Origin of the sequence: Runella limosa DSM 17973 (assembly GCF_000482465.1) — a bacterium.
Taxonomy (GTDB): domain Bacteria; phylum Bacteroidota; class Bacteroidia; order Cytophagales; family Spirosomataceae; genus Runella; species Runella limosa.
Genome location: NZ_KI519420.1, coordinates 1,356,424 through 1,382,914, shown reverse-complemented (window position 1 = coordinate 1,382,914; position 26,491 = coordinate 1,356,424). Strand labels below are relative to the sequence as shown.

Below are 26,491 nucleotides of genomic sequence, written 5' to 3'. Positions count from 1 at the left end.
CTCAACAAGAGCGGAACATTGCTAACGGTTGCCGCATGTTGATTATGAACGCGATCAACTTCTATAATCTGTTGTATCTATCGGAAAAACTGCGTCAGTGCAATCCAATCGAGCGAAATGAACTCTTAAAAACGATCCTGAAATCATCAACGCATACCTGGCATCACATCAATCTGGCTGGCGAGTACGATTTCTCTGATGGAACTATATCACCCGCAGTCTTTGACTGGAAAGCGTTGATGGATTTCCAACTTATACGCCCCTTTAGCGAGCAAACGCCCAAGTGACGGTTTTTGTACGAAACGGCAAAACTACCCAACTCTATGACTCTATTGAGCCACTAGACATTTCCACTCTGTTCCGTTATACAACCGTAGACAGTTATTGGTTGTATCAAAAATCAAGGCTCCTTTTGGGGGGGAGCTCAAAGAAGAAATAGCACTTGAGGAGAGCTGTGGAATGACCATATAATTGGACGTAATGGTTGTGGCTTGTGTTGGTTGTGACGACTGGCCTATACACGTCCCCGTTAGAAGAAGCCCATTTCCCCAATCGCAGGGTGGTGTCGGGTCTGTACCTGCTTTTGCATAAAGAGGTGTAATAGTTGGACCATTTGCCCCAATAAAAACCTTATCAAGTTTCCAAGTGCTATTGACTCGGTAGATTCTATGCTGAGTAAATGGCACAGGCGAAGACAGTGACCAAGGAACATCAATGTAAATAGTACTCCCCGCATCACTGTTAAAAACTTGGGAGTTTGAGGAGGTTCCTACATTGTAAGAGGTGTTGGCACTTAAAATAGTCGCTCCTACTACAGAAACCTGAGCATGGAGAGGAGCAAGAGCGAAACAGAAAACAACAAATGCAGCGTATTTTTTCATAGGATAACAAATAAATTAAATAAATAAGACATTGATTAACATCCAAGCGGGTAACTCCTACCCTTTTGAAGGATTATACCCGATGTTCATTTATTTGTAACCTAGACTTCAATTTTTTTTTGATTTTTATGTATTGTTGAGCTTTTAACCGCAACTTGTATAGTTCAAGATTACTTTATCAAAAGCATGAAAGAGGGTAGTCATGTCTCCAAGTTAGAACGGGAAGTTGAGGTGGTTTAATTTAACGACATAGTGAGTTTGTCAAATTTTTATAACACTCATTTTCAAATTCTTCCAGGCTTTAGTATCCCAACGGCGAATGCTTTTTTACCCTATTCTAGTATATTTCCATATAGTCGAAGATTTCTGTTTGTACATCATGGACACTCAAAAATGCTCACCCTCCAATAATTCCACCTTTAAGCGGCTGCATGAATCTTTAGGTTTGTGAGCTGGTAATGTAATATTCCAAGATTTAGTAGCTTGCCATTAAAAAAACCAGAGCAGCTTACCTATTTATTGACCCCATTTTTTCAACGGCAACTCACTAAAAACTGTAACAAGCATCATTAGAGGCCATTAATGCAGATTTCAAAAACGCTGACAGGTAAATTCAAGAACCTATTCAAGCAGATGAGCATTTACGACAGTTATTTGATTTAGTGACTTCAGTACCTAGAGTTGGTGGTGCAACTGCTACTGAAGTTATTCTTACTACTGAAGCATTTATAACAATCAGTACTCCTAAAAACTTATCGACTCATAATCATACCTTTCTTTGCGTAATGCTATTATTTGCTGACGATAAAGGTAGCTTGTAGCCTTTCCCATTTGCCTGATTTTTAACCATTTACCAATCAGCAAAAATACAGAACTCTATGTCGTTTTTCGTACATAAATCTAATTAACAAACTTTGCAAACCTAAAAGCCCGTGCGGCTGATTTGATGCTTGGTCGCTTCAAAATTCAGCTTTTTTGTTTTACATAGCGATTATCTTCGGGTACAGCAGTTTCTATGTTCTAGGGTAGCGGTTTTTCAATAGTTTAAACAACCGATTACTAAACTTTTCTTTTGCAATAGCGATAGCCACGTCTTCTTCTCTGGGTTGTTCATGCTCAATCCCTCCGCCCTTCCAATCGCCAGTGACTACCCAATTTTCGTAATGATATAGCCACTCAGAAGCCCAAGGAACAATGGTTTCTACAATCCATAAACCGCTGTACCATTCATTATTCTTGGGATAATAGAGGCAAAGTTCCTGCTTAGTCTGCGAATATACATGAGGAAGCTTTTTTCCATCGGGAATGATTAGCGGCGTGTGAACTTTGGTAATTGGAGGCTTGCCTTGGAAGTAGGTAACGCTTACTTGATAGAGTTGGCTTATGGGATTAGGCCGTAAACAGCCTTTCCACTTGATACCCAAACCGTGTTTCAACACCGTAAATTCAGAAAGCGGGAACAAGGTTTTCAACCTTGCTCCCTGCATAATGGGGGTCGGTTTTTTAATCTTTATGGCTCCCATACGGATTGTGCTGGGTTACAGGTACATTTTTAGGGGAAGTTTGGGAACTCAAAGTGCCTGTTCCTGCGGCCATAAAGAGACGATTAGCCTCTCGTTCTTTCAATGTTTGTTCAGCTATCTCGTTGAGGGCTTTATTTACTACACCCTCACCAAAATACTCTTTCAAAGGTACTGATAGTTCGGGGAGTCCTCTTTTTTGAGCGAGCTGGTCAAAGTCTCGCTTTGCTCGGCCGAGCCACTCATAAAACAGTCGTTCTTTTTCGGGGTTCTCTGCCCATTTATCAGCAAAGTTTTCGAGCGGATTTACGGGGTTTTTCACCACTTTGTTACCTTTTGAATCTATCTCAATAAAACTGGACATTCGACTCAGTACATTGCGCAGAGTCACAAAAATATCGGTTTCATTTTGGTAAGCCTTAGCAGCAAGGGTCGTAATAATTATCGAAATGGGTGCATTAGGGTTATCTCCATACCGCAGATCTCGGTGGCGTTTCAAAAGTTGCACTACCCGCTGCAAAGGGGTTTTCACTCGGTACTCGGGTACGTCGTCCACGCTCATTCTTAGTTGTTTAGCCAAAAGCATACGTCGACGATCAAACTCTCCTTTCATAGTCTGTACAAACCAAAGCGCATAGCCTTCGGGATTACTCTTGGGAAAATCAATGTCGGTATGCCAAGTTTCATTGTCAGTAATACAAAGGGCATGAACAGCCAGCGAACGAGGTACGGCCAATAGTGTAAGTTGTTGAATATACTCAGGAATATCTGGAATAGAGGGTACGATGTCTAAATGAAAACGAAACTGGTCGTTGTATTGCAATCTCCAACATCTCCGTTTTTCAGGGGCAAGCATACTCTTGTAAGTATCATGTTGTTTCAGGCGGTCACCTACTACTTTTTTCAGCCCCCATTGAGTAATGTGGCTTTCACAAATGTGCAGTTTACAAGTCAAATCAACGTCGTATTCTTCATCCTCCAAAAGCGGTCTAATCACTGTTCCGTACCTAAAAGACCCTTGTGGGCTGATATGAGGACGGTATGGTCTTAATGATGAGTCGGGAGCATCTAACCAGTTTGCAACGGCTTGATAACTCCGTGTGGCAATTTCATACTGGGTATCTGTAAGGTCTAATTTTTCAGCAATTTTATCAAGAATTTTACTGTACTCTCTGTCTATTTCTGGGGTCATTTTTAATTAATTTTGATTGTTGGGTAAAACCCACCAGCTGGGTTTTGAAAATTTTGGTCATAAACGAGCATCGGCAAGTCTGCCTTCGGCATTCTTACTCTTCCCAATTCAATTGCCATCGCATTAGGCATTGCAGGGAATACATGAATGAGGTTATTTTGGCCATGATGGGCTTTTATTTCATTCAAGAGTAATCGCAATTCCGTTCTAAACCGTGTCAATTGCTCTCTGTTTCTCAGAAAGTCATTGTTGGGTTTGTTCACTGTAAATGTCCAAATCGAACATTCCTCACCTAATACGGTCACGATACGGTCTTCCGTAATCGTAGCGCTCAACGCAAATACCAAAGCAATGGTCGAGTAACTATTTTGAGGTTTAATTACCTCAAAAGTTACCTCGTCCGTTTCATTCAACCACTTCCATGTTTTCGGCTCTCGATGAAGCTGATAAACCTCCGTTGGGTGTAAATCCCCCAATAGGCTACCCAAAAGAATCAGTAAGGGCTGAGGAGCTAACCCAAAGACTGATAGGTGTTTGATTATACCTTTTTCCTGTTTTTGCTTTATTTTATCACCAAAATTTGCTCTTAGGTTAGCTTCTTCCATTAACCAGAACTCTTCTCGATGATCAATTACACCGCTATTTAACAACCCTAATTCTATTCCGTAATTACTTGACGGATAATACTTCTCTGAAATCGTATCAAAGGCATCACTATATGTTAATAAAACCTTCTGATTACCGATATTTGCCCCAAAAAGTAAAATTTCAGACTCAGTTTTATCCTTGAAATCAGTCAAGCGCTCTATCAATGCCTCATGTCGCCGTTTCATTGCTACAAGTCTTTCGACGGAATGACTTATAACTTCAATTCTATCAATCAAACGATGATGTTTGTCACACATTAACATCAAGTTTTCAAAGTCCTGACAGTGTTTAGGTGATAAGATTATATCTCCCCTTGGTCCGTCTGGTTCTGCTGCGATAATGTGAGCGATATAGGCAACATTATAGTTTCTTTTTGTGAGAATATCTCTCGAAAGAATCTCATTACAGCCTTCATATTGACACCTACCTGCGGCTCTTGACCAAAGAAGATTTACTACTTTTTCTGGAATTTCTTTCCTACTTTTTTTCTTTTTTTCTACTTCGTTTTTCATGGCTCTTGTGTAATTACTTAGATTCCCAATTCTTGCAAAAAAGCATATCTGAGATTTGTTTGCTTTTGTTAAACATCATGATGGCTATAGGCATACCCGTCCAAAAAAATAGATTGGCATGCAAGACCAATGACAGCTTCAAGCAAGTTGTCTTCAATCAGTTGCTGGCGAATTTTTCCTTTGGCTGCCCCTTTGAACAGAACGCCGTTCGGCACCACCACATCTACGTTGCCACGGCTTTCGTTGGCCGCTTCAATCATGTGGCTAATAAACGCAAAATCGCCTTTTGATTTTGGAGGAATTCTCCGCCAAAAACAATGGTAGCCGTCGTGGGGGGCATCTTCGGCATCCCATTTATCAAGCGAAAGGGACGGATTGGCTTCTACAATGTCGTACTTCATGGGGAGGTAACCTTCCTGCAGCAGGGGATTATTGAGGGTGTCACCCCAGCGAATGTCAACATCATTCATGCCGTGCAGAAATATGTTTCTACGGACAAGCGCATAGATAGATCTATTTACCTCTTGGCAGTACATGACGAAATTATTAGAGCCAATCTTTTGAGCGACTTTAATCCATAAAAAGCCTGAACCGCAAGTAGGGTCAAAAATACGATTGCTAGGCTGGGGATTCTTTAAGGCTGCCAAAAGCATAGCGATTGGTGAGGAGGTATAAAACTCCCCTGCTTTTTTGCCTGCATCGGAGGTAAACCGCTCAATCAAAAACTCATAAACATCGCCAATCACATAGGTAAACTCCAAATGCGAGGGCGTAAGATCCACAATTTTGAAATCTTCAAGGAAGCTTTTCTGTCGTTTGTCACAGTTTTTGGTCTGCCCTAAATTCGACTCTGAGTTGAAACCAATATTTCGAAATACCACTTCCAGCTTAGTACAGTTTGAATCTTGCAACTGGAAACGCTCGTTTCGCATAGCTCTTTCTGTACGCTCGGTGTTGCCAGCGTAGCGGTTGAGGTGGTAGTCGTAGCGATCTTTCCAGCGGTCGGAGAGGTACTTCACAAACAAAGATGTAAGGTAGTTATCGAATGAAGAAGTTCTTTATCTTTTTACTATAACAAAAGTAAAAACAATAATTCATATTGACAAATATATATTTTTTCTCTTACTTTGTCAATATAAAAATTGACTAATCATGGAATCTACTTTTGCCGATAGGTTTATTTCGGCTCGAAAAATGGCCGGAATATCGCTACAAGAATTGGCAGATGGTTTAGGAGATGTTTCTAAACAAGCTCTTCACCAGTACGAACAAGGAAAAGCCAAACCCGATAGCGAACGGTTAATAAGAATCGCCCAAGTACTGGGCGTTCGAGTTAATTATTTTTTTCGCTCTGAACGGATTACCCTTCAAAATGTAGAATTCAGAAAGCGAGTAAAGCTTACCAAGACCGAAGAAGAAAAAGTACGAGAACAAACCATTGATTTTCTGGAAAGATACCATGAATTAGAATCTTTGTTGGATGCTCAAATCACGTTTGAGAATCCAATCGAAGGCACAGTTATTAACTCGTTTGAAGACATTGATCCTGCTGCTGAACGGTTACGAGATGCTTGGAAACTGGGGCGGGATTCTATTGGAAATGTAATTGAAACCCTTGAAGACCGAGGTATTAAAGTATTTCAGATCTCGGCCAACGAAAGTTTTGATGGATTATCTGCCATGGGTAATGATAGCCTTGTAATTGTAGTCAATACAGTCTTTGATGTGGTAAGGCAACGATTTACTACCTTACACGAACTGGCCCACTGCGTGTTGAGATTTAACCCAGACCTCCCCGAAAAACAAGTTGAAAAACTCTGTCACGCTTTTGCAGGAGCATTTTTGTTACCGAAAGAGACTTTCATTGAAGAAATGACCATACGGCGTCGCTATATTTCTTTAGCCGAATTAGTACAGATGAAAGAACAGTATGGCGTTTCTATTCAGGCCATTATGGCACGAGCTAAAGCGTTGGGTATCATCAGCGACAGCGGTTATCAAGATTTCAGCATTCTGTTTAGTAAATTAGGCTATCGAAAAAATGAACCTGGGCGATACACTGGGCAAGAAAAAGCACTGCGTTTCAAGCAATTACTTTACCGAGCAGCAGCCGAAGAAATAATATCTATGTCGAAAGCAGCAGCTTTGAATAATCAGAAATTGGCAGAGTTTCGACAGGAATTAACAGGCTTAACGCATGGATAGTACAGCCACAACAACCCATATTGCCATTACTGATGCGAATGTATTCATTGATTTAATTGAGATTAATACATTGCAACTGCTTTTTGAATTACCTTATTCTATTCACACAACAACGTTTGTAATAGACGAATTGATTGACATTCAAAAAGAGCAAGTGAATAAGTATATTGACGACGATTTATTGAAAGTTCGAGGATTCGACTCAGGAGAAATAACTCATTTACAACAGGTTGCAACTCAGCACCGAAAACTCTCCGAAACGGATGTATCAGTTCTGGTCTATGCTCGTGAAATTAACGGTACGCTTTTGACGAGCGACAATCCTTTACGGAAAGCCGCTCAGAAAATGAATCTTAGTGTGCATGGTATGTTATGGCTGCTGGAAGAATGGGTAAACCTTGAATTATTAAGCTCCACCCAAGCTGCTACTCATTTGATTTACTTGATGAGCGTAAATATGCGGCTGCCAACCGCAGAATGTGTACAATTATTGGCAAAATGGGAGGGAATAACGAAGTAAAAGCAATGTACCAAACAACAAAAAATAAAACAAAATGGCGACTAACGGAAAACCAGGAAATGGGCGGCACGGCGCAGTTCGTGAGCGCTCACAAACCCATAATCCTAAAACAGACCAATGGGTAAAACGAGATACAGAAACGGGGAAATTTATGGATGTAAAACAAGATGGTACTCCATTTAAAGGAGTGCGCAAGGAAAAATGAGATTCGGGAAACAAATTCACCTAGAAAAGCTTCTTCAATTTAGTGATGTTTTTAGTGAGCAGCCTAAAACACTTGCTCATTATTTACAAAATATCCCAAAAAGTGTTTTGCTTAAAGCAGCCTCTCATTTTCTTGGATACTTTAATCGACAATCGAAGTATATAGATAATTATATGGATTTCTTGTTGATGTATTTTCAAAAAGATAATCTGGAAATTTTTCAAGTAGTTGTTTCTGCAATCAAAAAAATGGAATCCCAATTCCCTGAATGGAATGTACGGATTATAAACCATCAAACAAGTTTAATACTCTTTGAGTATGCCTTTCAACATGGTTTAGAAATAGAAGACCAGGCTGATTTTGACACTAAACTTTTTGAAATTAATCTACTAAAAGCCTACTTGCTTATTAATGAAGACTTGGATAGGATCCAGACGGCAGAAATTAAAAAACTTGAGGGCTTCCCTCTTCATGATAAAATTAGGAAAATACTGTTAATTCTATCTCTTCCTGATATAGACTTGATAAATCATAATGAAACCGATGTATTCGTTTGTCAATTACTAAAAGCCAATTGGCTTTTTTCCTTTTTGAAAATTGTCCCCCAGTGTCAACCAATACTTTCTGCATTATTTCAACATTATGAGGTTGATAAACAAGAGGATATATTTAAACATTTAATCCAATTGGCTATTCTTTGCATGGAAAGGCGAGAGGGGAGATTTGGATTTAGTGTAACCCAAGATGAGTTTTTTAAGGTAAACTCCACTTTCTTAGATAGTTTAGCGGTAGATACTACTGAAAATCAAGAAGACTTTAAAAATTTAAGAGCTACGCCGATATACAAAGAAAAAGAGGGTACTTATTGCATTATTTGCACTCTCTTTGTTCTGGAAAAGCTATATAAAAGTTGGTATTTCAAACTAAACCAAATAAATAATCAATTACCTAAACATCAGAAAATAAAAGAATTTCGCTCGTTTTACGGACAAAATTTTACTGAAAATTACCTGATAGAAAAGGTCTTATACGGGATTTTCAATCCAAAATCTATACAATTATCGGGCAATAAGATTAGAAAAGAGTATTCCACAGTTACTGGTGAACCCGATTACTATGTACGAGATTGGAACAGGGTTTATATTTTTGAGACCAAAGACACTTTTCTAAGAGCCGAAAATAAAATCTCCTATTCATTTGAAGCAATCGAATCAGATTTGAAAGAAAAACTATATTTTAAAACAGATGATAAAGGAAAAATCACACTCAAAGCAGTTAAGCAAATTACTGAAAACATCAAGAAGTCGTTACAAAACAAACAACTTTTTGATTCATTAAGTAAACCTAATAAGGTTGAATTTTACCCCATTCTGTTACTGCATGACGAATCCTTTAATGCTGCTGGATTAAATTCTCTCGTTAATGAGTGGTTTCAAAAAGAACTCGAAGAATTGAAAAATCAAGGCTTCAACATAAAAAAAGTGAACCCATTGATAATCATTACAATTGATGCATTGATACTGCTTCAAGAGCTAATGAGGCAAAAAAAAATAATTCTCCATGAGCTTTTGGAAAAATACAGCAAGCTCCACCTGTCAGCCCCCAAAGAAAATACAAATCATATTAAACAAGAAGACTATTTGCCATTTTCGACTTTTGCTCTAGACTATGCTAGACGCCAAGATCTAACACCTATGCCCAATATCAGTTTTATTCATTCGGCTACTAAGAGTCTCGTATTTCCCAAAAGTTGATTGTTTTACCTCACCTTCACCCCCACCCTTTTCTCTTCTTTTTTCTCCGAAACCTTCTTCATCAGCGAATCCTGAATTTTACGCTCTATGATTTGCAAGTCCTGCCGAAGTTGTGCTAGTTCTTGCTTGTGTGGCCAAGGTTTTGAAACGAATTCTTTCAGTTGCTCAATGTCCTTTTTGAAATCTGCTATCCGCTTTTTCTGGTCTTCGGCAATTTTGGGGATTTTTTCGAGGGCGTTGTGTACAAACTGAGCTGCAATTTCGGGTGTTCGGGGCATTTGACCGCCGTTGTGCTGGTACTTAATGCCGTTGGGTGATACCACCGAAAAATGATTTTCTCGCTGGGCGTAGCCTTCTAGAAAATGGGTAACCGTCGTTACTTCCAACGTAAAGCCGTGCAACGTTCCTACTACTTTCGGTTCGGAGTTGCGATTATTTTTGTCAATAATGATGAGTTTTTTACCGATTTCTTTGGGGTCTTTACTATCCAAATCGGGGATAACGAGCTGTCCTTGCAACTTTCCATTTTCGTCGTAAACGTTTCTTCTTTTAAGATGCGCTTGGTCAGCTTCCACTTTTTGTAATTGTATTTCTCCTTTGCCCACCTGCTGTTGTTTTCCTTCTAAACGCTGCTTGGCTTGTACAACATCCTTGTTGTAAATCAACAAATCGGATTCTAATCTCCCTAGTCGTTTCTCAATCTTTGCTTTTTCCAATAAATCGGTGTTCCCCGACAAAATAGCGATGTATTCGCTAAAATTCATGCCATTTTTCTCGTCCAAACTACCTTCATCAATTCGTCGGGTGGCTAGGTTAGAGTTTTTGATTTGACTGATGAACAACGATTTGTTCTGCAATAGGTTGAATTTGTAGTTGTCCAAGGTCTTTTCGACGGCATACACATAGTTGTGAACCTGATTACCGTATAATTTTGCAATCTCATTTCCTTTACGAACTCCTCTCCCTATACGTTGGTCTAATTCGGAGGGTTTCCAAGGAATATCCAAGTGGTGTAAGGCCACAATTCGTTGCTGTACATTTACCCCCGTTCCCAGCATTTCGGTCGAACCTAACAGAATTCTTACCTTCCCCGCATTCGTATCGGCAAAGAGCTTGGTTCTTTGCGCTTCATTTTTACATTCTTGGATAAACCTGATTTCACTAGGCGGAATCAGGTACTCTTCTACCAGTTTTCGTTTCAATTCACTGTAAACATTCCATTGCTGAGGTTTGTATGTTCCCAAATCCGAGAAAACCAACTGTGTCCCTTTGTGGAGCTGGGTTTGCTGATAGTGTTCGGCCAGTTTTTTGGCACATTGACTTACTTTATTGTTGGGATGGTCGTCATAATTTGGGTTGAGTAAACGCATGTCCAAGGCCATTTTCTTGGCATAATTAGTTGCAATTAGCATCTTAGCCGCCTCTTCTCCTTCGCTTAGTTTGGGACGACCGAGCAAAGCCGCATCGCCCGTTTCGGCAAATTTCATTAATTTCTCAATAAAATCTTCTTGCTGAGGCGTGGGCGACACATGAACCAGTTTTTGATTTAACGTAGGTCGTTCTATCCCAATCATGTCGGCCGTTCTGAAATCGGTAATCTGATTGTAAAACATGGCCAACTCAGGTACTTTGATAAAATATCGAAAGCGTTCTTTCTGAATCAGGTTATTGGTTACCGAAAACTCAAAATCTGTGGTTTTCTTGGCATACACTGCGGCCCAAGCGTCAAAGTTGACGATATTCTGCTTTTGGAGTTCTTTGGGGCGGAGGTACTTGAAAATCAGGTACAATTCGGTTAATGAATTACTGATGGTTGTCCCTGATAAAAAAGTGGCGCATAGGTCTTTGTCTTTTCGTTGCTGCATCGTTCTAATCGCATACAGCAAATTAATGGCCTTTTGACTGCCTTCTTGGTTGCCCAAACCCGCCACTCGGTTATGGCGGGTGGTAAACATCAGGTTTTTGAAGCGGTGACTTTCGTCAATAAACAGGTGATCAATGCCCATTTGCTGAAAATCAGGAACATCGTCTCTTTTTTCTTTGAGTTGGTGGTTAATACGAGCCATCTCAACCGTCAGGTTTGCTTTGCGCTTTTCGAGTCCTTTCAAAGCAGCCTTGGATACTTCGTTGTTCTGGCGACGCATTACTTCCAAATCCAATTCTACGTTGTTCAATTCCGCTTGAACCGTCTTTTGCTGGATTTGGTACGACTGAGGAATTTTCCCAAATTGGTCGTGGGTCAGAATGAGACAATCCCAATGGTTATTTTTGATGTCATTAAATAGTTTGACACGGTTTTCGGGACTAAAATCACTGGCTTGGGGATATAGCAGCTTCGCTTCTGGGTAGGCCGACTGAAAGGTTTCCGCAATCTGGTGAACATTGGCTTTGAGTCCAATAATCATGGGTTTATTGACAATTCCCAATCGTTTCATTTCATAGGCAGCAACGCACATAATCAGGGTTTTACCCGAACCTACTTCGTGGTCAGCTACGCCTCCCTCATTTTGAAGCAACATCCACACGGCATCTTTTTGGCTTTGGTATAAACTCGTTATCCCCAAGTTTTTGTAATTGAGGTGCGGAAATTGTTGATGCTGACCATTGTACTGAGGTTTGACATAGCAGTTGAACAATTGATTATAACGTTGTTCGATCTCTGTTTTAAGGTCTTTTGACTGCTCGTTTAGCCAAACAGGAAACTGAGTACGAATTTGTTCAATTTTACTGGCCGCCAATTGCGTTTTTTCCTGGTCTTTGACCGTCATTTCCTGACCATTTTCCCACAACTTTTTGGTAATGTGAGGATTGGTATTCAGCAACGCATATTCAGCTAAATCTAGGCCATCGTAGGTGCGGGTTTGGGCATTTACGGCAAACTCAGTGGTAATTTTTGCGTTACTTTGGGTACTTCGCAAGGCTCTCACCGTAAAAGTATCCGTAGATTGGGTGTACTGAATCCGAATGGGTAAGTCGAACAAATGACTCAAATAATCTTGATATACTGGCGTCGGAATCCAACGTTCGCCAAAATTAAATTCTAACAATTCAAATGGTACTTTTTCTGGCTGGCTTTCACGTAGCGCTTCCAACGTTTTTTCTATCTGTACCTGACGCCGCTCCGTCGTATTTTGTTCAAGGTATTCTTCAATCGTCCTCAATTTTTCAAAAACATTGCCCGAGAGCAACATCTCTCGGGTTTTGTATTCGTCTTGAATCGGGTCAAAAAGCAGGCGATCTTGTAACTGATTCAGCAACTTTTCGTCGCTTAAACCACTTACTTCTTGCATGTATTCAAGATTGACTTTCCCCAACCAATTCAACGACGCAAGTAGGGCATCTTCGGCTGTTTCTATTTTTTGTTTTTGGGAAAATGCTACAGGTTGTTCAAAAATATCAGCTTTAATAAACTGTCCTTCTTTGACCCGCTCCAAAGCCAACAGCTCTTTCCCTTGTGGGTCGAGCAGGACGGTTCCTACGTTTTCTTTGCGATTCAATTCACCATAATTGGCGATGAACTGGTCATACGATTCGTTGAGTAATTGCCTTAAACTTGCATTTTCTGCTTGAAATTCCTGTTCAAAGTTATAAAGCAGATGGTAGTTATCTCGAAGTTGAATGAGGCTTTTCGCTTTTGCCTGTTGGGTCTGCGAGATTTCCAAAGGACGAAAAAAAGGGTTTGCTTCAGCCAACTCGTACACCTTGCCCACAAGCCCGTTTTGTTCTACCAACGAACCTTCTTTTAAGTGAGCGTATTTTATGCCTTCAAAAAACTGAGATTCAATCACTAACGTTGGTTGAAGCGTCGCAAAAAGGTCAAGTTGAGGCGTAGGTGGGGCTTTACTAGTGACAACCCGCGCTTTTTCAGTTGGTATAATTAATTTGAGGTATTGACCCAAATCCTCGTCTAGCATTCGTTTCAATTCTTGACCAATAGCTTCGCTTCCACCTTTATGGATAAAAATCTGGGCGGGTTTACCATACTGGTCAGTATCAAATTGAAGCTGGGTATGGACAATACGCCCCAAGTTTTCGTAATAGCGGTTGTTCGGATACGCTCCCCGTGGACTTTGGATAAAGAGCCGCTCACGGGGGCTAAGGTTTGTTTTTTGGGTATCTTTTTGGAGGATAATCAAATCACTGCCAACACTTGTACCTGCAAAATCAGTAAACAAATTGTGTGGTAAACGAACTGAACTTACCAGATTTGTATTCCGCATCAAATACTGCCTAATCGGCTCATTACTTGGGCTATTCATCAAAGCATCAGTCGTCAAGAAGGCCACTACCCCACCCTCTTTGACCACGTCCACTGCTTTGGCAAAAAAATAGCTGTGCAAACTTCGACAAGCCTGACGTGTGGTTTTGTCTTTACTGTTGGCAAAAGTTACATCCCATACCGCTACATCTCCAAAAGGAATGTTGGAGGCAACTAAATCGAACGAGTTGAGGTAGCGACTGCTGATGTCTTCAAAGCCTTGCTGTTTAACTTGGTTTTTGCCATGAAGCGTTTCTAACAGCGTAGCCGTCAGCAGGTCTTTTTCAATCAAAAGGGAATTAGGGAGGGATAAACCTTTTTGCTGAAACCCTTCCGAAAATTGTCCTAACCCCGCCGAAGGGTCTAAAAAGTTATTCACTTCACACCCCGTTTGTTGGATAGCTTCTCCCAGCGCTTCAATCACTGCTGGAGGAGTATAAAAACTCGTCAAAACACTATTTTTGAGGCTTTGCCAGTACTCTTCGACTCGTTGATCGCCTACTCCATTTTCTATTGTTTCCCGTAGAGTTTGTAAGTATGGGCGCAGTTCAATATCTGATTTAGTTTGCCAGGCATTATCATCTTCCAATGGCAGTAAAATCGCTTTTATTCCACCAAATCCTGCATATTGACGAATTAAATCGGCTTGCTCCGACGTTGGACGGGCTCCTTCTTTTTGCAATTGTAACGCAAGAGCTATCGCCTCGGTATTGGTTACCAAGTGTTGTTTAGGATTAAACGCCATCTTTATTTTTTAGCTGTCAAAGTCTCCAACCGCTTTAGCCAATGCTTGACTTATTGCGTTCACAATCAAACTGTACCTAATTTGTTTAGTAGGCGTATCATCTATTTCGTACTGAAGAATAAAATCATTCAAAGGGGCACAAAAAGACAATAAAACGGGAACCAGACGCTGCTGTTGAGTCAGGGTTTCAAAAATCTGTTTAAACTCTTTTTCTAACGTATCGTGCAGAAAGTTATATATTGAAAAGTCAAGACCCTGCACCAGTGAGTGAATAGCTACTTCTTGGGCAGCCATTACCGTTAAGCCCTCTCTTCGGGCATTTTCAAACGCCGTAGTTGCATTTGACGCCCGCACGGTCAAGAGGGTTTTTATTTCTGATAAACTCAATTTTCGCAACAACTCAGGGAAATCCGATTGCAAAAAATCCGTTAAATAGAGTTCAAAAAAGTCTATATCCGTGTTATTCATCTGGTTGACGTTTCACTAATAAGCCTATTTGAAATGAATGGTTTAATGGGTTATACCCTTTTACGGATAAAGTGTATGAAGCATCTAAGTCTAGCTTCAATGCACTTTTGTTCCCGTTAAGATTCATCAAACCCAATCCTAAGGTCAGTAAGTGGCGATTTCCTTTGTTGCGGTGATCGGTAAAATAATTTAGGCGGAGTGCCAAAGTTGAATTATGTTGGTAATGCCCTCCCATGGTCCACCAAATTTCTTGAACCTCCTCTTTAACCCCATCAGGAGCATCTGCCCAACTCGTAAAAATTGTCCCAACTCCCGATTGCTTCGTCGGGTCATTTCCGCGCTCAAGCTTACCGTCAAGTCCATACACGGGCGGCGTTGGTACGAGTTGTTTGAGTGCATCCAAATAAAACTGTACTTCCCTGCCCTCCTCTTTATCAATAGGGTGTGAAAGAGCTACTCCTGCCCGAAATAAAGTAGGCTGAAAATTCAACCGCTTATCATCTCCGTAGCTGATTCGCCCCCCCAAATGGTGAATACTAATCCCCCAATCTAAAAACCAGCCTCGCTCTTCACTACGCTCTTGGCGCCAATAAACCCCTAGGTCTGCATTCACCCCAAAAACAGGCCGTAATTGAAATCCCTCCCACACCATTTTGCCGAATAGGTTAGAATAAAAGCTACGTAAACCAACACCAACTGATAGATTTTGGGTCAACTTACGCGCGTGGGCAAGTCGCACATTCATATCGTAAGAGCTAATTTCTCCCTGATAATTGCCAAAATCATCCCTCAACTCAGCTTTACCATAGTTAAAATGACTCAAAGAAATATTCCAACGCCCATTTTCATCCGTACGCCCGTAAGCATTAAAATGTAGCATTCGCATATCTTTGACTAAGTCAATATTCCAAGGGGTATAATTCAAACTAAATGCCTGAAAATCTTGACAAAATGCTGGCACGGCTACGTTAGTAGCCGTACTATACGCAGATGGAGAAGAAGCTGCCCCAGCGCCCATGCTTCCGTGACGTGCATCGGGGACAATATAAAGATATTCAAGGGCTGACACTGGGATACGTTGTGTATTAATTTGAGCCTGGCAAATACTCTGTAACGTGATGCCGACTCCAAACAGGAATTTGTTGATGTTCCAAGTATTCATTGTGTTATTTTTCGTGGTTTTACTATAGCTCGCTAACTGGTTATTACGCCTTTACTTACTGTGTTTCAATAACCTACTGACATTACTTTCTCCCGATGCTGTTTGTATTTCCAAAAGGTATTCCCCTGAAGGCAACGTAGAAACATCCAGTTCAATCTCATTGTCAACGTTGGTGCCATAATCATCCATTAATAGACGCCCTACCAAATCCCATACCTTGAGACGTAGTCCATTGACACAATCTCGCCCCTTGATACGAATTTTACCCGACGCAGGATTAGGATAAAAATACAAATCAGTTAGTGATACAAATTGGATGGGGATTTCAAGGCGACGAGGATTACTTTTGAATGTAGAATTGATATTACCTGTGTAACAGTAGGCAGGTAAGACGACAAAAAGGGAATCTCCTCGTTTGAGCTTGGTACCTATCCAGGTACCATTGTAGAAGATTGAATCCCTATTTAATGGTACTGATAGCGAAAAAGTGATGGGCAAAATACGAAAATCATTGGGTGTACCTACCAACAAACCTTGAGCACATCCTTTTACCTCAAGTGATACCGTTCCTCCTTCACAAGCTTTTGAAGATAAAATGGCAAGTGCAGGAACCCCGTGTTTGACAGGTATTGACAAGAAATTCGTATCACTGGCACATCCACCCTTCGAACTTACACAAATGACCTTTATGCGGGTATTTTGTTCGGCCACGAGACTGATTTTTCCCCCTGTCTCCTTTTTATCATTTACCCACCAATGTATCGTTCCATTTTCACAACCCTTCCCCTGTAAAAAATAACTACTTCCTGCCATCACAGAGTCTAAAGGGGCATTTACTGAAGGGATGGCTGGTTTAGGGTTAACAATAAGTGCAATTTGGGCAGTGTCAAGGCATGAATTAGGATTGGTGCCAATTACATAATACGTACCACTTTGAGTAAGCGTCTGAATATAAGAAACATTAACTGAACTTGGAGTGCTCTTTCTAAATAGTAAATTACCAAAAGAGTTCGCATTCAAAACTTGCTTTCGCAAATCAATTGTAGCATTTTCACATAACTCAATATTTGAAACCAAGAGTTTTGTTTTTGGATTTACTGTCAATGTAATTGTTGCTTCCGATACTCCTGAAAGTGTTTCACATTTTGCTTTGTAAATAGTGGTTACGATTGGTTGAACCACCAAAGAATTGCTCCTTTGGTTAGGAAATTGCTCCCATGTTAGTGTTCCATTTTGGCAGCCATCTGCGACAAGAGTAGATGTTTCACCCTGGCATATTTTGGGGCGATTGGCTGTTAAAGTCAAAATAGCGGCATTCACTTGGATTTTGATACGCGCCATTTTTCCCATACAACCCTTTTCGCTCTGGCAATAAGCCGCATATTCCGTCGAAATTTGAGGAAATAGTTGTATTTTCTCACCTACAATGCCTGTGTCCCATATTGTTCGGTAACTACAACCTTGTGAATTTAACACCACTAACTCTCCGCTTTGAAGTTGCGTCTTGTTTGCCGTTAGCGTTGGTTCATTTGGCAAAGGGTAAACCAAGACTTCTACGGCATTCGTATCTTTCACCTCGCCCGTTTGGCATACGGCAAAGTAGGTGGTTGTCCGCGTTGGAACAACTTGCACGCTATCTCCCTTATAGCCAAACGACCAAGTTACCGTTCCTTTGCAGCCAATGGCTTTTAAACTGGTTTTTTCACCTGCACAAATGGCCGTTGGCGCTGCTATCAGTCTCGTAGTAGATGGATAAACCGTCACAACAACACTGGATGTAGCGCTTCGACACCCCGTTTGTGTTTCACAATAGGCTTCATACGTACTGGTTCCATTAGGTGTTACATGTAAGGTACTACCTGTAGCTTGATTTGACCACTTTACCATTCCATTACACCCAAATGCCGTTATTTGAGTTGATTGTCCAAATAACAATGAACTAGGCTGTGCCGTAAGCACTGGAGAAGTTGGCGTTGTGATAATTTCTATCGTTACAGATGTGGGTTCAGATAGCCCCGCGCTCGTCTTACATTTAACCCAAAACTGGCTGGTATTACTCACTATTGGGTTGATGACTGCAGTACTTTCTCCCGAAGACCAGACATATGTGCCATTGCAATTGCTGGCGATTAAAGAAACTGATTGACCCGCACACACCTTTTGATTAGAAACCGTTAATTCTGGTTTACTGACTTGTAACGGTAAGGTAAAACGGGTGCTTTCACTCTGGCATCCTTGGGGTGAGATACATACTGCAGAATACGTGTTGGTTGGAAGAACAGGTATAACATTGATAATGGGTTGCGTTGAGCCGTTATCCCACCTAACAGTTGAACCGTTGCAATTGGCATGTAATGAAATCTCATTTACATTGTCTGCCGTCTGTTCATTCTTTGTTATTGTAGGTGGAGCTGGCTTAGAATTAACTGTCACCAAAATGTTGGCATTATTTGACACCAAACCATTCTGAATACATTTTGCATAGTAAGTGGTCGTTACAGAGGGTCGAAATGTCCGAACTTCTCCAACACCCTCGTCCTGCCAACGCGTTTCTTGCAGGCACCCATGCGCAGTCAATGTGACATTTTGTCCCTCACAGACTTCTTTTAATCCTTCGATTTGTGGGGGTGTAAGTTTTACCTGCACCTCTAATTTACTTTCTGAACTGGTACACCGTTGGGCTGTGACACACCTCGCCCTAAACTCTGTGGTTCGTTCCAAAGCTACGATACGACTTGCGCCAATGGTTGCGTCAGACCAAACCACTTGTCCAGTACAACCATTGGCCACCAGTACCACTTTTTCATTGACATTAGCTGGGTTTTTATTGGCTGAAAGCAACGGCGCAGAGGGCGTTTGACCCACAATTACATACAGAGAATCTTGCGCCTGGGAATTTTGCAACATTACCAACAGTAGTCCCAGACTCAACAGCGTTAAATAAACAATTCTTGAAATCATCTAGTAAAGTTTTTGTGGGGAATACTTGCTTATTTACGGCAACAATTACTCCCCACTTTTTGGGCGTTTAGTTCGCTACTTTAAGGCTTACAATTCGGGGTTGAGATGTACCTGCACTATCTTTACAAACAACTTTTAGCGTTTGGTTGCCCGTTACAGTTAGGGTATAAGTTGAAGTACTATTAACAAGCTGGTCGCTGGCATTTCGCCATTCGTACGTACCTGTAGCCGAACAACCCGATACTTTCAAAGTCAGACTTTGCCCTTCACAAAGTTCGTTGGGCGTTGCATTGACAATCGGAATCGGAGAATCTACCCCCGCAGTGACACTGGCGGTAGGGCTTTTACAACCTTGCGTAGATGTACAAAATGCCGAAAATACGGTAGTTTTTGTCAGAGTTTCTGTAATGTTAGCTCCCGTTTTTCCATGCGCCCATGTAATCGTCCCGCTACAACCTGTGGCAGCTAGTGTTACACTTTCACCCGTTTTTACGTTTTGAGGATTAGCCGTTAAAACTGGAACTGTTGGCGTGGCATTTACAGTTACTGTCACTAACACAGGCTGTGACGTCCCCAGTGTTCCTTGCGTACATGTAACAGAATATTGCGTAGTCACGTTGGGTTTTACGACTATTCTCGTTCCAACACCTCCATTATTCCATGTCAACGTTCCACCTGTACAACCTGCTACAGCTAAAACTGAGGAATCGCCTGCACAAATTGTCGTAGGACTGGCTTTGGGTACAAGGGCTTTTCTCACTAGCACTTTCAGTGAATCTTTCACTCCTACACAACCAAAAGCTGAAGTACAAAAAGCGCTATAGAATGTTTGAGTAGTTGGCGACACCTGAATGGAGGCTGCCGTTTGTCCCGTTGACCATGTTACAGTTCCAGCACAACCTGATGCGGTTAACGTGGCTTTTTGTCCGAGATAAATTGAGTCTGTATTCATCGTAAGAGTAACCTTTGATGGTAACTTACGAATGGTAACAAAGGTGGTGTCTTGCCCAAAAGCAATCACTGAACTCCATAATAGGAGTACTAAAAAAGCACAAATTGATATTTTCATAAAATAAGCCCCCTTCCCCCAAAAGGAGGTATGTTTTTGGATAAATGTCTTTGGGGAAGACCTGTGTTAATTGATTAATTCCGAAATTGAATAAATTTTGGGTCAGATGTACCCGCAGTATCTTGGCACTTGACCCACAATAATTGCGGCTGGGTTGCTACTAAAGTAATTTGGTTCCCGCTCGCTCCGTTCGACCACAAATACTGTCCCGTACAGCCTCCCACACTAAAAGTAACCATGGTATTTTCACAAACATCCGTCAATGAACTTTGAACAGTTGGCTTCGGGGGTTTTACTTGTACATACGTTTGCACCGTTTTTGTAAAACAACCTGTCTCGGGTTGGCAACTCGCCGTTACCATGCGACTTTCTTTAGCGCTAAATTGAATAAAACTACCCGTACTACCATCGTCCCATTTGACAGTTCCTGCACAGTTGGTTATCGAAATCATTACTTGTTGATTTGTAACTACTTTAAGCGTATCTCCCACTGATAATTTTGGAGGGTTTGATTTTACATGAAACAATTGTTTGACAGCGATTTGTCCATTAAATGTAGCTTTTACAAAATAATACCCCGTGTCTTGTGGGGTAAAAACTACTTCTTTCCCGTACGGGACTGACCCCGTCTCACTCAGCAGACCTTTTCCGCCCAAAACTTCAAATTTAACCCGTTCCACTAATGAGTCTATTTTTACGCCATTATGCCAAAAACGAATTACACCCTCCTTTGTCGCTTCTAACGTATAGTTAGCAGGGTTAGAGGTTGGCGTTTTGTTTTTGTTCTTTGGTAAGTCGTGTTCGGAATAGGTAGTCTGAAATAAATCATAGTTGTCATCTTTCATTTGGGCAAAGCCAGAACCGTTCATATAAAAGGTATTGTCTCCTTCGTCATTTCCAACAATACCTCGATAGTTGACTTCCCATTTGACAGGAGCCGCTCTTGGCTGACGAGTAAGCCAGCTGATGAGTCCATTATTAGTAAACACCTTACCCTGCTGTATATACGTACCCGCATTAGGGGGAACAAATCCATGCCACATCTCAGATTCTTGTACCAGTTGGCCGTTGATTTTGTAAGGCCCCTCTTCACGGTACGTATTATCATTATTGCCTGAATTACTCAAACCCAATTCATACAGTACATGGGAAGATAATTTTACAGGCGTGCATTGATTAACCTCAACGGGTGTTGTGTATAATCCATAAGGAGGTAATGAATAGGTGGGTGTTATTCGGTTTCCAGTATGCGAGAAACCATCCTTTACCTCTAAATAGGCAAAAACATCGCGGGGGTACTCGACATTTGAAATTTGGCCAGTACATTGGTTAAAACCCCAGACTTCATCCCCTACAGACAGTTCTGTTGGTGAACTCAGCCGCAAAAATGCCAATCCATAACCCAAGAAATCAGGCGTATAAGAAACCGCGTTTCCATTGACATACACTTTAAATTGGCCATTTAACACGCAATTTTCATTGACAGACGAAAAATACAGCACTCTGTCTATGTAACGAATTGGCTGAAGTCGAATGTAACCATTCCCCGAAAACAAATTGACAAACAATTCTCCCGTTTGGTAACTATTCTGGGCGGTTGTTTGCGTACAAACCTGCCCATAGCTAGCGTTCGTACGAATTTTTAGGGTGTCTTTAGCGATGTAGAAAGACTGCCCTGACATTACTTCATTGGCCAAAAGATCAACAAATCCATAATCTGGCCCTGCAAAGTTCGTATATCGAGTCCGAGAAGCATCACAATTAACCCCTGTTTGAGTGAGTGCAAATGACAAACTTTGATTCGAATGGTTTGTCACCAAAATACTATAATTATTCCCCGCTGGTGGTGGTGGAATTTCAGGGTCTTGATTTTGATAAGGTGTTCCTAAATCATATTGCATTGTGTAATCATAACCCGTTGTTGGACTCCATACCCTCACCGATACAGTACCACTCCCCTGAAGAAAAGAGTTAATTCTAATTCTGGGTGTTTGGGCATTCAAAGTGCGAACCAACAAAATCAAGACCAATAAATAAAGACCCTTCATCATTGCATTGCTTTCCATTCCTCATCAGTAAAGGTGCTACCTGTTTCTCGACAAACCCAATAAGGCTGTAATCCATTTTTAAAAACGTAACCATTGATATTCAGCGGACTACGGTACTGACCCGAAAGGTAAGCGCCTTTAAACAATTCTATTCTCAATTTGAGTGCATCTTCTAAATCTGCTTCGTCTGTCCATTCATAGTAGGCTGTTTCACCAACATATCGTTGTAAAACCTCATGAAACAAATATATCCTAACCCCTGAAGATGCCGAAAAGAAATCGTTCTTCAATAAAGGTAGATACACTCTAATGGTGACATACTCATCTAATTTTTTGTCATAAAACTGATGCCACTGTGTTCGTTCGGAAGAAGCAGCCTCAAAACCTTCTCGGTGAAGATAGGCCACAAATTGGTCAATTGTGTAACTCATTACTTTGCCCGTACAATAATTTGGTTGTTATAAATCGGCACAAATATAATATTATTGCATAATAAAATTAAATATAATTAAATTTAAAAAATCAATTAAATATATGGGACTCGCATCTAACAATGGTGAATCATACCACAAAGGCGTTGACTTGTTACTCATTATCAGCATTTTACTTCTGTCATGCCACCACTTTTGGTTTGATATATCTCTTTTTTCTAACTACGTATGGCTATCTGAATTTCTAATAAAATTTTTAGGCAAACTGAATAATGAATATCACTTATTCAATAACCCATTTACGTCTAAACTTATTATTTTCGCCTTGTTGGTGTTTCACGGACTCGGGTCAAAGGGGACATTCAAGTCAAGCATAACCGTTGAAAAGGTCAAAAGAACAATTTTCATTGGTTTTTTTATTTTTTTCGGGAGTACTTTTTTACTATACTATCCCCTCAACATTTCTAACGTTGGCAAGCACTTACTGTATATTTTCACGACTGTAACTGGCGTATTTTTTCTTATAAAAGGGCTACAATATGCTAGCCGTTTGTTCTTGGGAAGCCTAAATGATGACATCTTTAACGAAGAAAACGAAACATTCCCTCAGAATGAGAAATACGTTGAAAATGAGTACTCTATCCATTTCAGAACTCAATATTACTTTAAGAAAAAATGGCATCAAGGGTGGATAAACATTATTAACCCAATGCGGTCAGTAATGGTGTTAGGAACGCCTGGCTCGGGAAAATCGTTTGCAGTATTGATACCAGCAATTTGGCAGTCCATTTGGAAGGGTTACACTGCCTATGTTTATGATTTTAAGTATCCTGACTTAACCCTCGAAGCTTACAATGCCTACCGACATACGTTGGCCGAAAATCCTTATGCTTGGGGAAGACAGGCTGATGGACAACCACTAATCCCCCAATTTTTCGTCATTAATTTCGATGATATTGAGCGCTCACACCGTTGTAACCCCCTTTTTCCAGATTCTATGACCGACATCATGGACGCCTACGAAGCAGCTCAAACCATTATGTTGAATTTAAATCGAACTTGGGTACAAAAGCAAGGTGACTTTTTTGTTGAATCAGCCATCAACTTTCTAACCGCCGTTATTTGGTACTTGCGTTCTGCCAGTGTGAAATACAGAAACTTACACCTTATCGAGATCCAAAAATCTGAAAATGAACAAGATATAGATATTATCAATCGTTATAAGCAGTTATCACAGGTATGCACATTCCCACACGTTATTGAATTTGTAAACGAAGACTACGGTTCTATGTTTGAGATAATGAGTAAATACCAAGATTTAGAAGTGTATGTAAAACCTTTCAAAGATGCTTGGCAAGACGGCGCCATTGAGCAACTCGCTGGTCAAATTGCCTCCGTACGCATTCCCATTACTCGAATATCTTCGCCAACTATTTATTGGATAATGACTGGCAACGACTTGTCCTTGGATATTAATAACCCTGACGCCCCAAAAATTCTTTGTACAGGAAACAATCCCGAACGCATCGGAATTTACGGTACAGTATTTTCGCTTTATACTTCTCGGATGCTCAAAATGGTCAACAAAAAGGGAAGACTAAAATCGGCCTTGTTTTGGGATGAGTTACCCACTATGTTCATTAAAGGGATTGATACCTTAATTGCTACCGCTCGTTCCAATAAAGTAGCTCCTTGGCTTGGTTTTCAAGATTTTGAGCAACTTACTCGTGACTATGGTGACAAGGAAGCCAAAGTAATTATGAATACCGTTGGCAATTTCTTTTCGGGGGTAGTAGTATTTAATTCAGCTGAAACATTGTCAAAACGTTTTGGTAAAACGAACCAATTGAAGGAAAGCATTACATTTTCAAGAACCGATACATCCCTTAACTTACAAACTCAGCAACAAGATGTGATTCCTCCGTCAAAAATCGCGACTCTTAAACAGGGGGAATTTGTGGGTCAAACAGTTGATAACTTTGGGGAAGAGGTGGATTTGAAGACATTCAAAGGACAAATTCTTATTGACAAAACGCTCACAAAAAAACACAAACAACTACCTCCCATCAAGGATTTTGAGCAATTTGCTATAAAAATGGGTTATTCTCAGGGCTATATCACCCAAAGTGAATCTACCAAGCGGCTCATTAGAGAACATCTAACCACTTCATGCTACCAAAAAGTAAAACAGGATGTCAGAGAACTAGTCGAAAGCGAGACCGTTTCTTTTGGTATATCTATTAATAAAACAAATGGTATATCAAATTTACCAAAAAAGTAGATTCATTAAATAAAACTATTTTATATAATTAAGTTTGATTTAATCTTATAAGATGCTTAAATTGCATTATCTTACAAACATAATACCATTTACCCTGCAATTAAATCATGCGAAAGCTTCAAAAATCGTTAACAGAAACTGAACAATTTGTTGTAATTCAAGAACTTAGCTCAACTTCCTTTGATTCACTTAGCGAGGAGGAAAAAACAGTTATTTTTGAAAAAATCAGTCAGATAGTTTCACATCCCGAAAGTGAAAAATTTTACTACGGTAAAGTATTTAGCGGATGCGTACAATTCATAAAAGCCAAATTATTAGACGACCAAACCAAACATTTTAAGGGCGATTTGAGTAAAATAAAAGGGAAATTTGAGCGAGTGCTTTCCGTAAAAGACATTGCTCAAATGGCTGGTTTAGAGTACTTTCAGTTAAGAGATCTTTCTTTTGGAAAAAACACCTCCTCTACTTTGTTAAAATTTATGACTTTTACTAAAAAGCATGGGCTTTCGATAGAAGAGTTCATGTATCATCCTTCTATTGTAAACACCGCCTATCAGTATTATTGCATGTTAGAAAAAGGAACCACTCCTACCCCTTCATAATTACCAAGCTCTGATTCTTGTGGCAAAACTTCATGAGTTAATGCTGCGACATGTTATCTTAACTGATAATCCATTCATTAAGTATGACTTCAACTGGCTTTCTCTATACTGTGATCGGGGCATTCTTCGGTATAGAAAAGATATTGAAATTTAATTACGAAATTTAATTTCGTTAAATTATTTTAATTTAGTTAATTTGTAAAATTAAATCAAAATAAAATTTATTAGATGCTTAAACAAAAAGAAGCCCAAAAAATTTATGACCAGATTCGTCCAAAAATTCTGAGGGAAGCTGCCAAATCTTTGTCAGAAACACAAATAGTGGAACAACTCATTGACAAAGAACGAGAACCGACCAGGATTGCGCTGCTAAAATGGCTTAAATCCGAACTAGAAGTTTTAATAAAAAATGACCTTCAGTTATCGAGTCCAACTCCGAATCTTAGTTCACTCTCACCATTTCAACGATTATCCCTGGCTTGGTTTAACGATTTCACAAAATCCAAGCTCTCTATTTTAAAAGAACAATCTGTTGTCGAATCCCCCCCATTATTTGATGCTTTCGGAAAAAAAGTGGGCTATATTGGCCCTATTCTACTCCAGTCCTCGACATTTCCTAACGGAGAAATTACGTTCCGATTTCAATTCGAAAAACATGATAAAGCACTTCAGCAAAAAGCAACACCTAGTATCAACGCTTCATACAGCCAAACCCCTTCGCAAGATGTTCAAGGCAACCTTAACACTAGAAGAGGATTTCGCATTTAACAACAACTAGCCAACATTTTAATGAAATACTCCCAAAAAGCCCAAGAAGAATTCATTTTACAACTTCAACAGAAATTTGGCGCTCACATTCTTGAACCTGTTGAAATGGGGATAGATGAACATGATTTGAAACTTACTCTTCCCCGTTTGAGGGTCGAGCACCCAACCGACTGGTTCAATTTAGACGAGGAGCAGCGTGATATCATTCTTAAAAACTTTATGGCGGTTTTCGCAAACAACAGTATTTTTTTAAACGAGTAA

The 26,491-nt window shown here is 40.3% G+C and carries 21 protein-coding genes and 1 pseudogene; 10 read left to right on the top strand and 12 right to left on the bottom strand.

Annotated features, from left to right (window positions below):
* Nucleotides 1–287 (top strand): Tn3 family transposase (locus tag K339_RS33840; RefSeq protein WP_157607607.1); only part of this gene is annotated, 287 nt, incomplete at its 5' end.
* A 42-nt stretch (nt 288–329) separates the two neighbouring features.
* Here the strand turns inward: K339_RS33840 and K339_RS0115765 are convergent.
* From K339_RS0115765 to K339_RS33830, 5 genes are all read right to left on the bottom strand, one after another.
* On the bottom strand, nt 330–881 hold the full coding sequence (locus K339_RS0115765) for a phage tail-like protein (protein WP_028524454.1): 552 nt from the start codon (nt 879–881) through the stop codon (nt 330–332).
* A gap of 1,013 nt (nt 882–1,894) precedes the next feature.
* Nucleotides 1,895–2,368 carry a type II CBASS E2 protein gene (locus tag K339_RS36685; protein ID WP_211243804.1) on the bottom strand — a complete coding sequence of 158 codons (474 nt, stop codon included), beginning with the start codon at nt 2,366–2,368 and terminating at the stop codon, nt 1,895–1,897.
* Nucleotides 2,369–2,384: 16 nt separating this feature from the next.
* Nucleotides 2,385–3,593 carry a nucleotidyltransferase domain-containing protein gene (locus tag K339_RS0115755; protein ID WP_028524453.1) on the bottom strand — a complete coding sequence of 403 codons (1,209 nt, stop codon included), beginning with the start codon at nt 3,591–3,593 and terminating at the stop codon, nt 2,385–2,387.
* Between the two features lie 2 nt (nt 3,594–3,595).
* On the bottom strand, nt 3,596–4,753 hold the full coding sequence (locus K339_RS0115750; protein WP_037300447.1) for an SAVED domain-containing protein: 1,158 nt from the start codon (nt 4,751–4,753) through the stop codon (nt 3,596–3,598).
* A 68-nt stretch (nt 4,754–4,821) separates the two neighbouring features.
* The gene (locus K339_RS33830; protein ID WP_051398033.1) at nt 4,822–5,772 is read right to left on the bottom strand and encodes an HsdM family class I SAM-dependent methyltransferase; all 951 of its coding nucleotides are present in this window, start codon (nt 5,770–5,772) and stop codon (nt 4,822–4,824) included.
* A 133-nt stretch (nt 5,773–5,905) separates the two neighbouring features.
* Here K339_RS33830 and K339_RS0115740 point away from each other — a divergent pair, with 133 nt between their 5' ends.
* The 4 genes from K339_RS0115740 to K339_RS0115725 are packed head-to-tail and all read left to right on the top strand — an operon-like array spanning nt 5,906 to nt 9,437.
* Nucleotides 5,906–6,958 carry a helix-turn-helix domain-containing protein gene (locus K339_RS0115740; RefSeq protein WP_037300444.1) on the top strand — a complete coding sequence of 351 codons (1,053 nt, stop codon included), beginning with the start codon at nt 5,906–5,908 and terminating at the stop codon, nt 6,956–6,958.
* Nucleotides 6,951–7,478: a PIN domain-containing protein gene (locus tag K339_RS0115735; RefSeq protein ID WP_028524450.1), complete on the top strand. Its 528-nt coding sequence runs from the start codon at nt 6,951–6,953 to the stop codon at nt 7,476–7,478. Before K339_RS0115740 ends, K339_RS0115735 begins: the two co-directional genes overlap by 8 nt.
* A 34-nt stretch (nt 7,479–7,512) precedes the next feature.
* Nucleotides 7,513–7,683, top strand: coding sequence for a hypothetical protein (locus K339_RS37565; RefSeq protein WP_169731856.1), 171 nt, complete (start codon nt 7,513–7,515; stop codon nt 7,681–7,683).
* Nucleotides 7,680–9,437: a hypothetical protein gene (locus K339_RS0115725; RefSeq protein WP_028524449.1), complete on the top strand. Its 1,758-nt coding sequence runs from the start codon at nt 7,680–7,682 to the stop codon at nt 9,435–9,437. Before K339_RS37565 ends, K339_RS0115725 begins: the two co-directional genes overlap by 4 nt.
* Before the next feature lie 5 nt (nt 9,438–9,442).
* Here K339_RS0115725 and K339_RS33825 read toward each other — a convergent pair whose 3' ends face one another.
* The 7 genes from K339_RS33825 to K339_RS0115690 all read right to left on the bottom strand — a co-directional run bounded on the left by K339_RS33825 (nt 9,443) and on the right by K339_RS0115690 (nt 22,579).
* Nucleotides 9,443–14,440, bottom strand: a complete 4,998-nt coding sequence (locus K339_RS33825; RefSeq protein ID WP_037300441.1) for a helicase-like domain-containing protein — start codon at nt 14,438–14,440, stop codon at nt 9,443–9,445.
* A 9-nt stretch (nt 14,441–14,449) separates the two neighbouring features.
* The gene (locus K339_RS0115715; protein WP_028524448.1) at nt 14,450–14,908 is read right to left on the bottom strand and encodes a DUF1896 family protein; all 459 of its coding nucleotides are present in this window, start codon (nt 14,906–14,908) and stop codon (nt 14,450–14,452) included.
* Nucleotides 14,901–16,070, bottom strand: a complete 1,170-nt coding sequence (porV, locus tag K339_RS0115710) for a type IX secretion system outer membrane channel protein PorV (RefSeq protein ID WP_028524447.1) — start codon at nt 16,068–16,070, stop codon at nt 14,901–14,903. Before porV ends, K339_RS0115715 begins: the two co-directional genes overlap by 8 nt.
* 51 nt (nt 16,071–16,121) lie before the next feature.
* A complete protein-coding gene (locus tag K339_RS0115705; RefSeq protein WP_028524446.1) occupies nt 16,122–19,031 on the bottom strand; it encodes a T9SS type A sorting domain-containing protein in 2,910 nt (969 codons plus the stop codon).
* Between the two features lie 67 nt (nt 19,032–19,098).
* The gene (locus K339_RS0115700; RefSeq protein ID WP_157607606.1) at nt 19,099–19,983 is read right to left on the bottom strand and encodes a hypothetical protein; all 885 of its coding nucleotides are present in this window, start codon (nt 19,981–19,983) and stop codon (nt 19,099–19,101) included.
* 191 nt (nt 19,984–20,174) lie between these two features.
* Nucleotides 20,175–22,166, bottom strand: a complete 1,992-nt coding sequence (locus K339_RS0115695) for a hypothetical protein (RefSeq protein ID WP_028524444.1) — start codon at nt 22,164–22,166, stop codon at nt 20,175–20,177.
* Entirely contained in the window at nt 22,148–22,579 is a 432-nt protein-coding gene (locus K339_RS0115690) for a hypothetical protein (RefSeq protein ID WP_028524443.1), read from the bottom strand. The genes K339_RS0115695 and K339_RS0115690 overlap by 19 nt, the downstream gene beginning before the upstream one ends.
* A gap of 103 nt (nt 22,580–22,682) precedes the next feature.
* Between K339_RS0115690 and K339_RS38170 the strand changes: the two are divergent.
* From K339_RS38170 to K339_RS0115670, 5 genes and pseudogenes are all read left to right on the top strand, one after another.
* Nucleotides 22,683–23,123 (top strand): annotated as a pseudogene (locus K339_RS38170) (YWFCY domain-containing protein); the annotation flags it as partial.
* Nucleotides 23,124–23,135: 12 nt separating this feature from the next.
* On the top strand, nt 23,136–24,860 hold the full coding sequence (locus K339_RS33820) for a TraM recognition domain-containing protein (protein WP_229598748.1): 1,725 nt from the start codon (nt 23,136–23,138) through the stop codon (nt 24,858–24,860).
* Between the two features lie 107 nt (nt 24,861–24,967).
* Entirely contained in the window at nt 24,968–25,462 is a 495-nt protein-coding gene (locus K339_RS0115680) for a hypothetical protein (RefSeq protein WP_028524442.1), read from the top strand.
* Between the two features lie 228 nt (nt 25,463–25,690).
* The gene (locus K339_RS0115675; RefSeq protein WP_028524441.1) at nt 25,691–26,230 is read left to right on the top strand and encodes a hypothetical protein; all 540 of its coding nucleotides are present in this window, start codon (nt 25,691–25,693) and stop codon (nt 26,228–26,230) included.
* Between the two features lie 21 nt (nt 26,231–26,251).
* Nucleotides 26,252–26,491, top strand: coding sequence for a hypothetical protein (locus tag K339_RS0115670; RefSeq protein WP_028524440.1), 240 nt, complete (start codon nt 26,252–26,254; stop codon nt 26,489–26,491).

What these genes read in the sequence shown, in the direction of transcription:
- K339_RS0115765 (WP_028524454.1), bottom strand. Translation starts at nt 881, where the DNA reads ATGAAAAAATACGCTGCATTTGTTGTTTTCTGTTTCGCTCTTGCTCCT.
- K339_RS36685 (WP_211243804.1), bottom strand. Translation starts at nt 2,368, where the DNA reads ATGCAGGGAGCAAGGTTGAAAACCTTGTTCCCGCTTTCTGAATTTACG.
- K339_RS0115755 (WP_028524453.1), bottom strand. Translation starts at nt 3,593, where the DNA reads ATGACCCCAGAAATAGACAGAGAGTACAGTAAAATTCTTGATAAAATT.
- K339_RS0115750 (WP_037300447.1), bottom strand. Translation starts at nt 4,753, where the DNA reads ATGAAAAACGAAGTAGAAAAAAAGAAAAAAAGTAGGAAAGAAATTCCA.
- K339_RS0115740 (WP_037300444.1), top strand. Translation starts at nt 5,906, where the DNA reads ATGGAATCTACTTTTGCCGATAGGTTTATTTCGGCTCGAAAAATGGCC.
- K339_RS0115735 (WP_028524450.1), top strand. Translation starts at nt 6,951, where the DNA reads ATGGATAGTACAGCCACAACAACCCATATTGCCATTACTGATGCGAAT.
- K339_RS37565 (WP_169731856.1), top strand. Translation starts at nt 7,513, where the DNA reads ATGGCGACTAACGGAAAACCAGGAAATGGGCGGCACGGCGCAGTTCGT.
- K339_RS0115725 (WP_028524449.1), top strand. Translation starts at nt 7,680, where the DNA reads ATGAGATTCGGGAAACAAATTCACCTAGAAAAGCTTCTTCAATTTAGT.
- K339_RS33825 (WP_037300441.1), bottom strand. Translation starts at nt 14,440, where the DNA reads ATGGCGTTTAATCCTAAACAACACTTGGTAACCAATACCGAGGCGATA.
- K339_RS0115715 (WP_028524448.1), bottom strand. Translation starts at nt 14,908, where the DNA reads ATGAATAACACGGATATAGACTTTTTTGAACTCTATTTAACGGATTTT.
- porV (WP_028524447.1), bottom strand. Translation starts at nt 16,070, where the DNA reads ATGAATACTTGGAACATCAACAAATTCCTGTTTGGAGTCGGCATCACG.
- K339_RS0115705 (WP_028524446.1), bottom strand. Translation starts at nt 19,031, where the DNA reads ATGATTTCAAGAATTGTTTATTTAACGCTGTTGAGTCTGGGACTACTG.
- K339_RS0115700 (WP_157607606.1), bottom strand. Translation starts at nt 19,983, where the DNA reads ATGAATACAGACTCAATTTATCTCGGACAAAAAGCCACGTTAACCGCA.
- K339_RS0115695 (WP_028524444.1), bottom strand. Translation starts at nt 22,166, where the DNA reads ATGGAAAGCAATGCAATGATGAAGGGTCTTTATTTATTGGTCTTGATT.
- K339_RS0115690 (WP_028524443.1), bottom strand. Translation starts at nt 22,579, where the DNA reads ATGAGTTACACAATTGACCAATTTGTGGCCTATCTTCACCGAGAAGGT.
- K339_RS0115680 (WP_028524442.1), top strand. Translation starts at nt 24,968, where the DNA reads ATGCGAAAGCTTCAAAAATCGTTAACAGAAACTGAACAATTTGTTGTA.
- K339_RS0115675 (WP_028524441.1), top strand. Translation starts at nt 25,691, where the DNA reads ATGCTTAAACAAAAAGAAGCCCAAAAAATTTATGACCAGATTCGTCCA.
- K339_RS0115670 (WP_028524440.1), top strand. Translation starts at nt 26,252, where the DNA reads ATGAAATACTCCCAAAAAGCCCAAGAAGAATTCATTTTACAACTTCAA.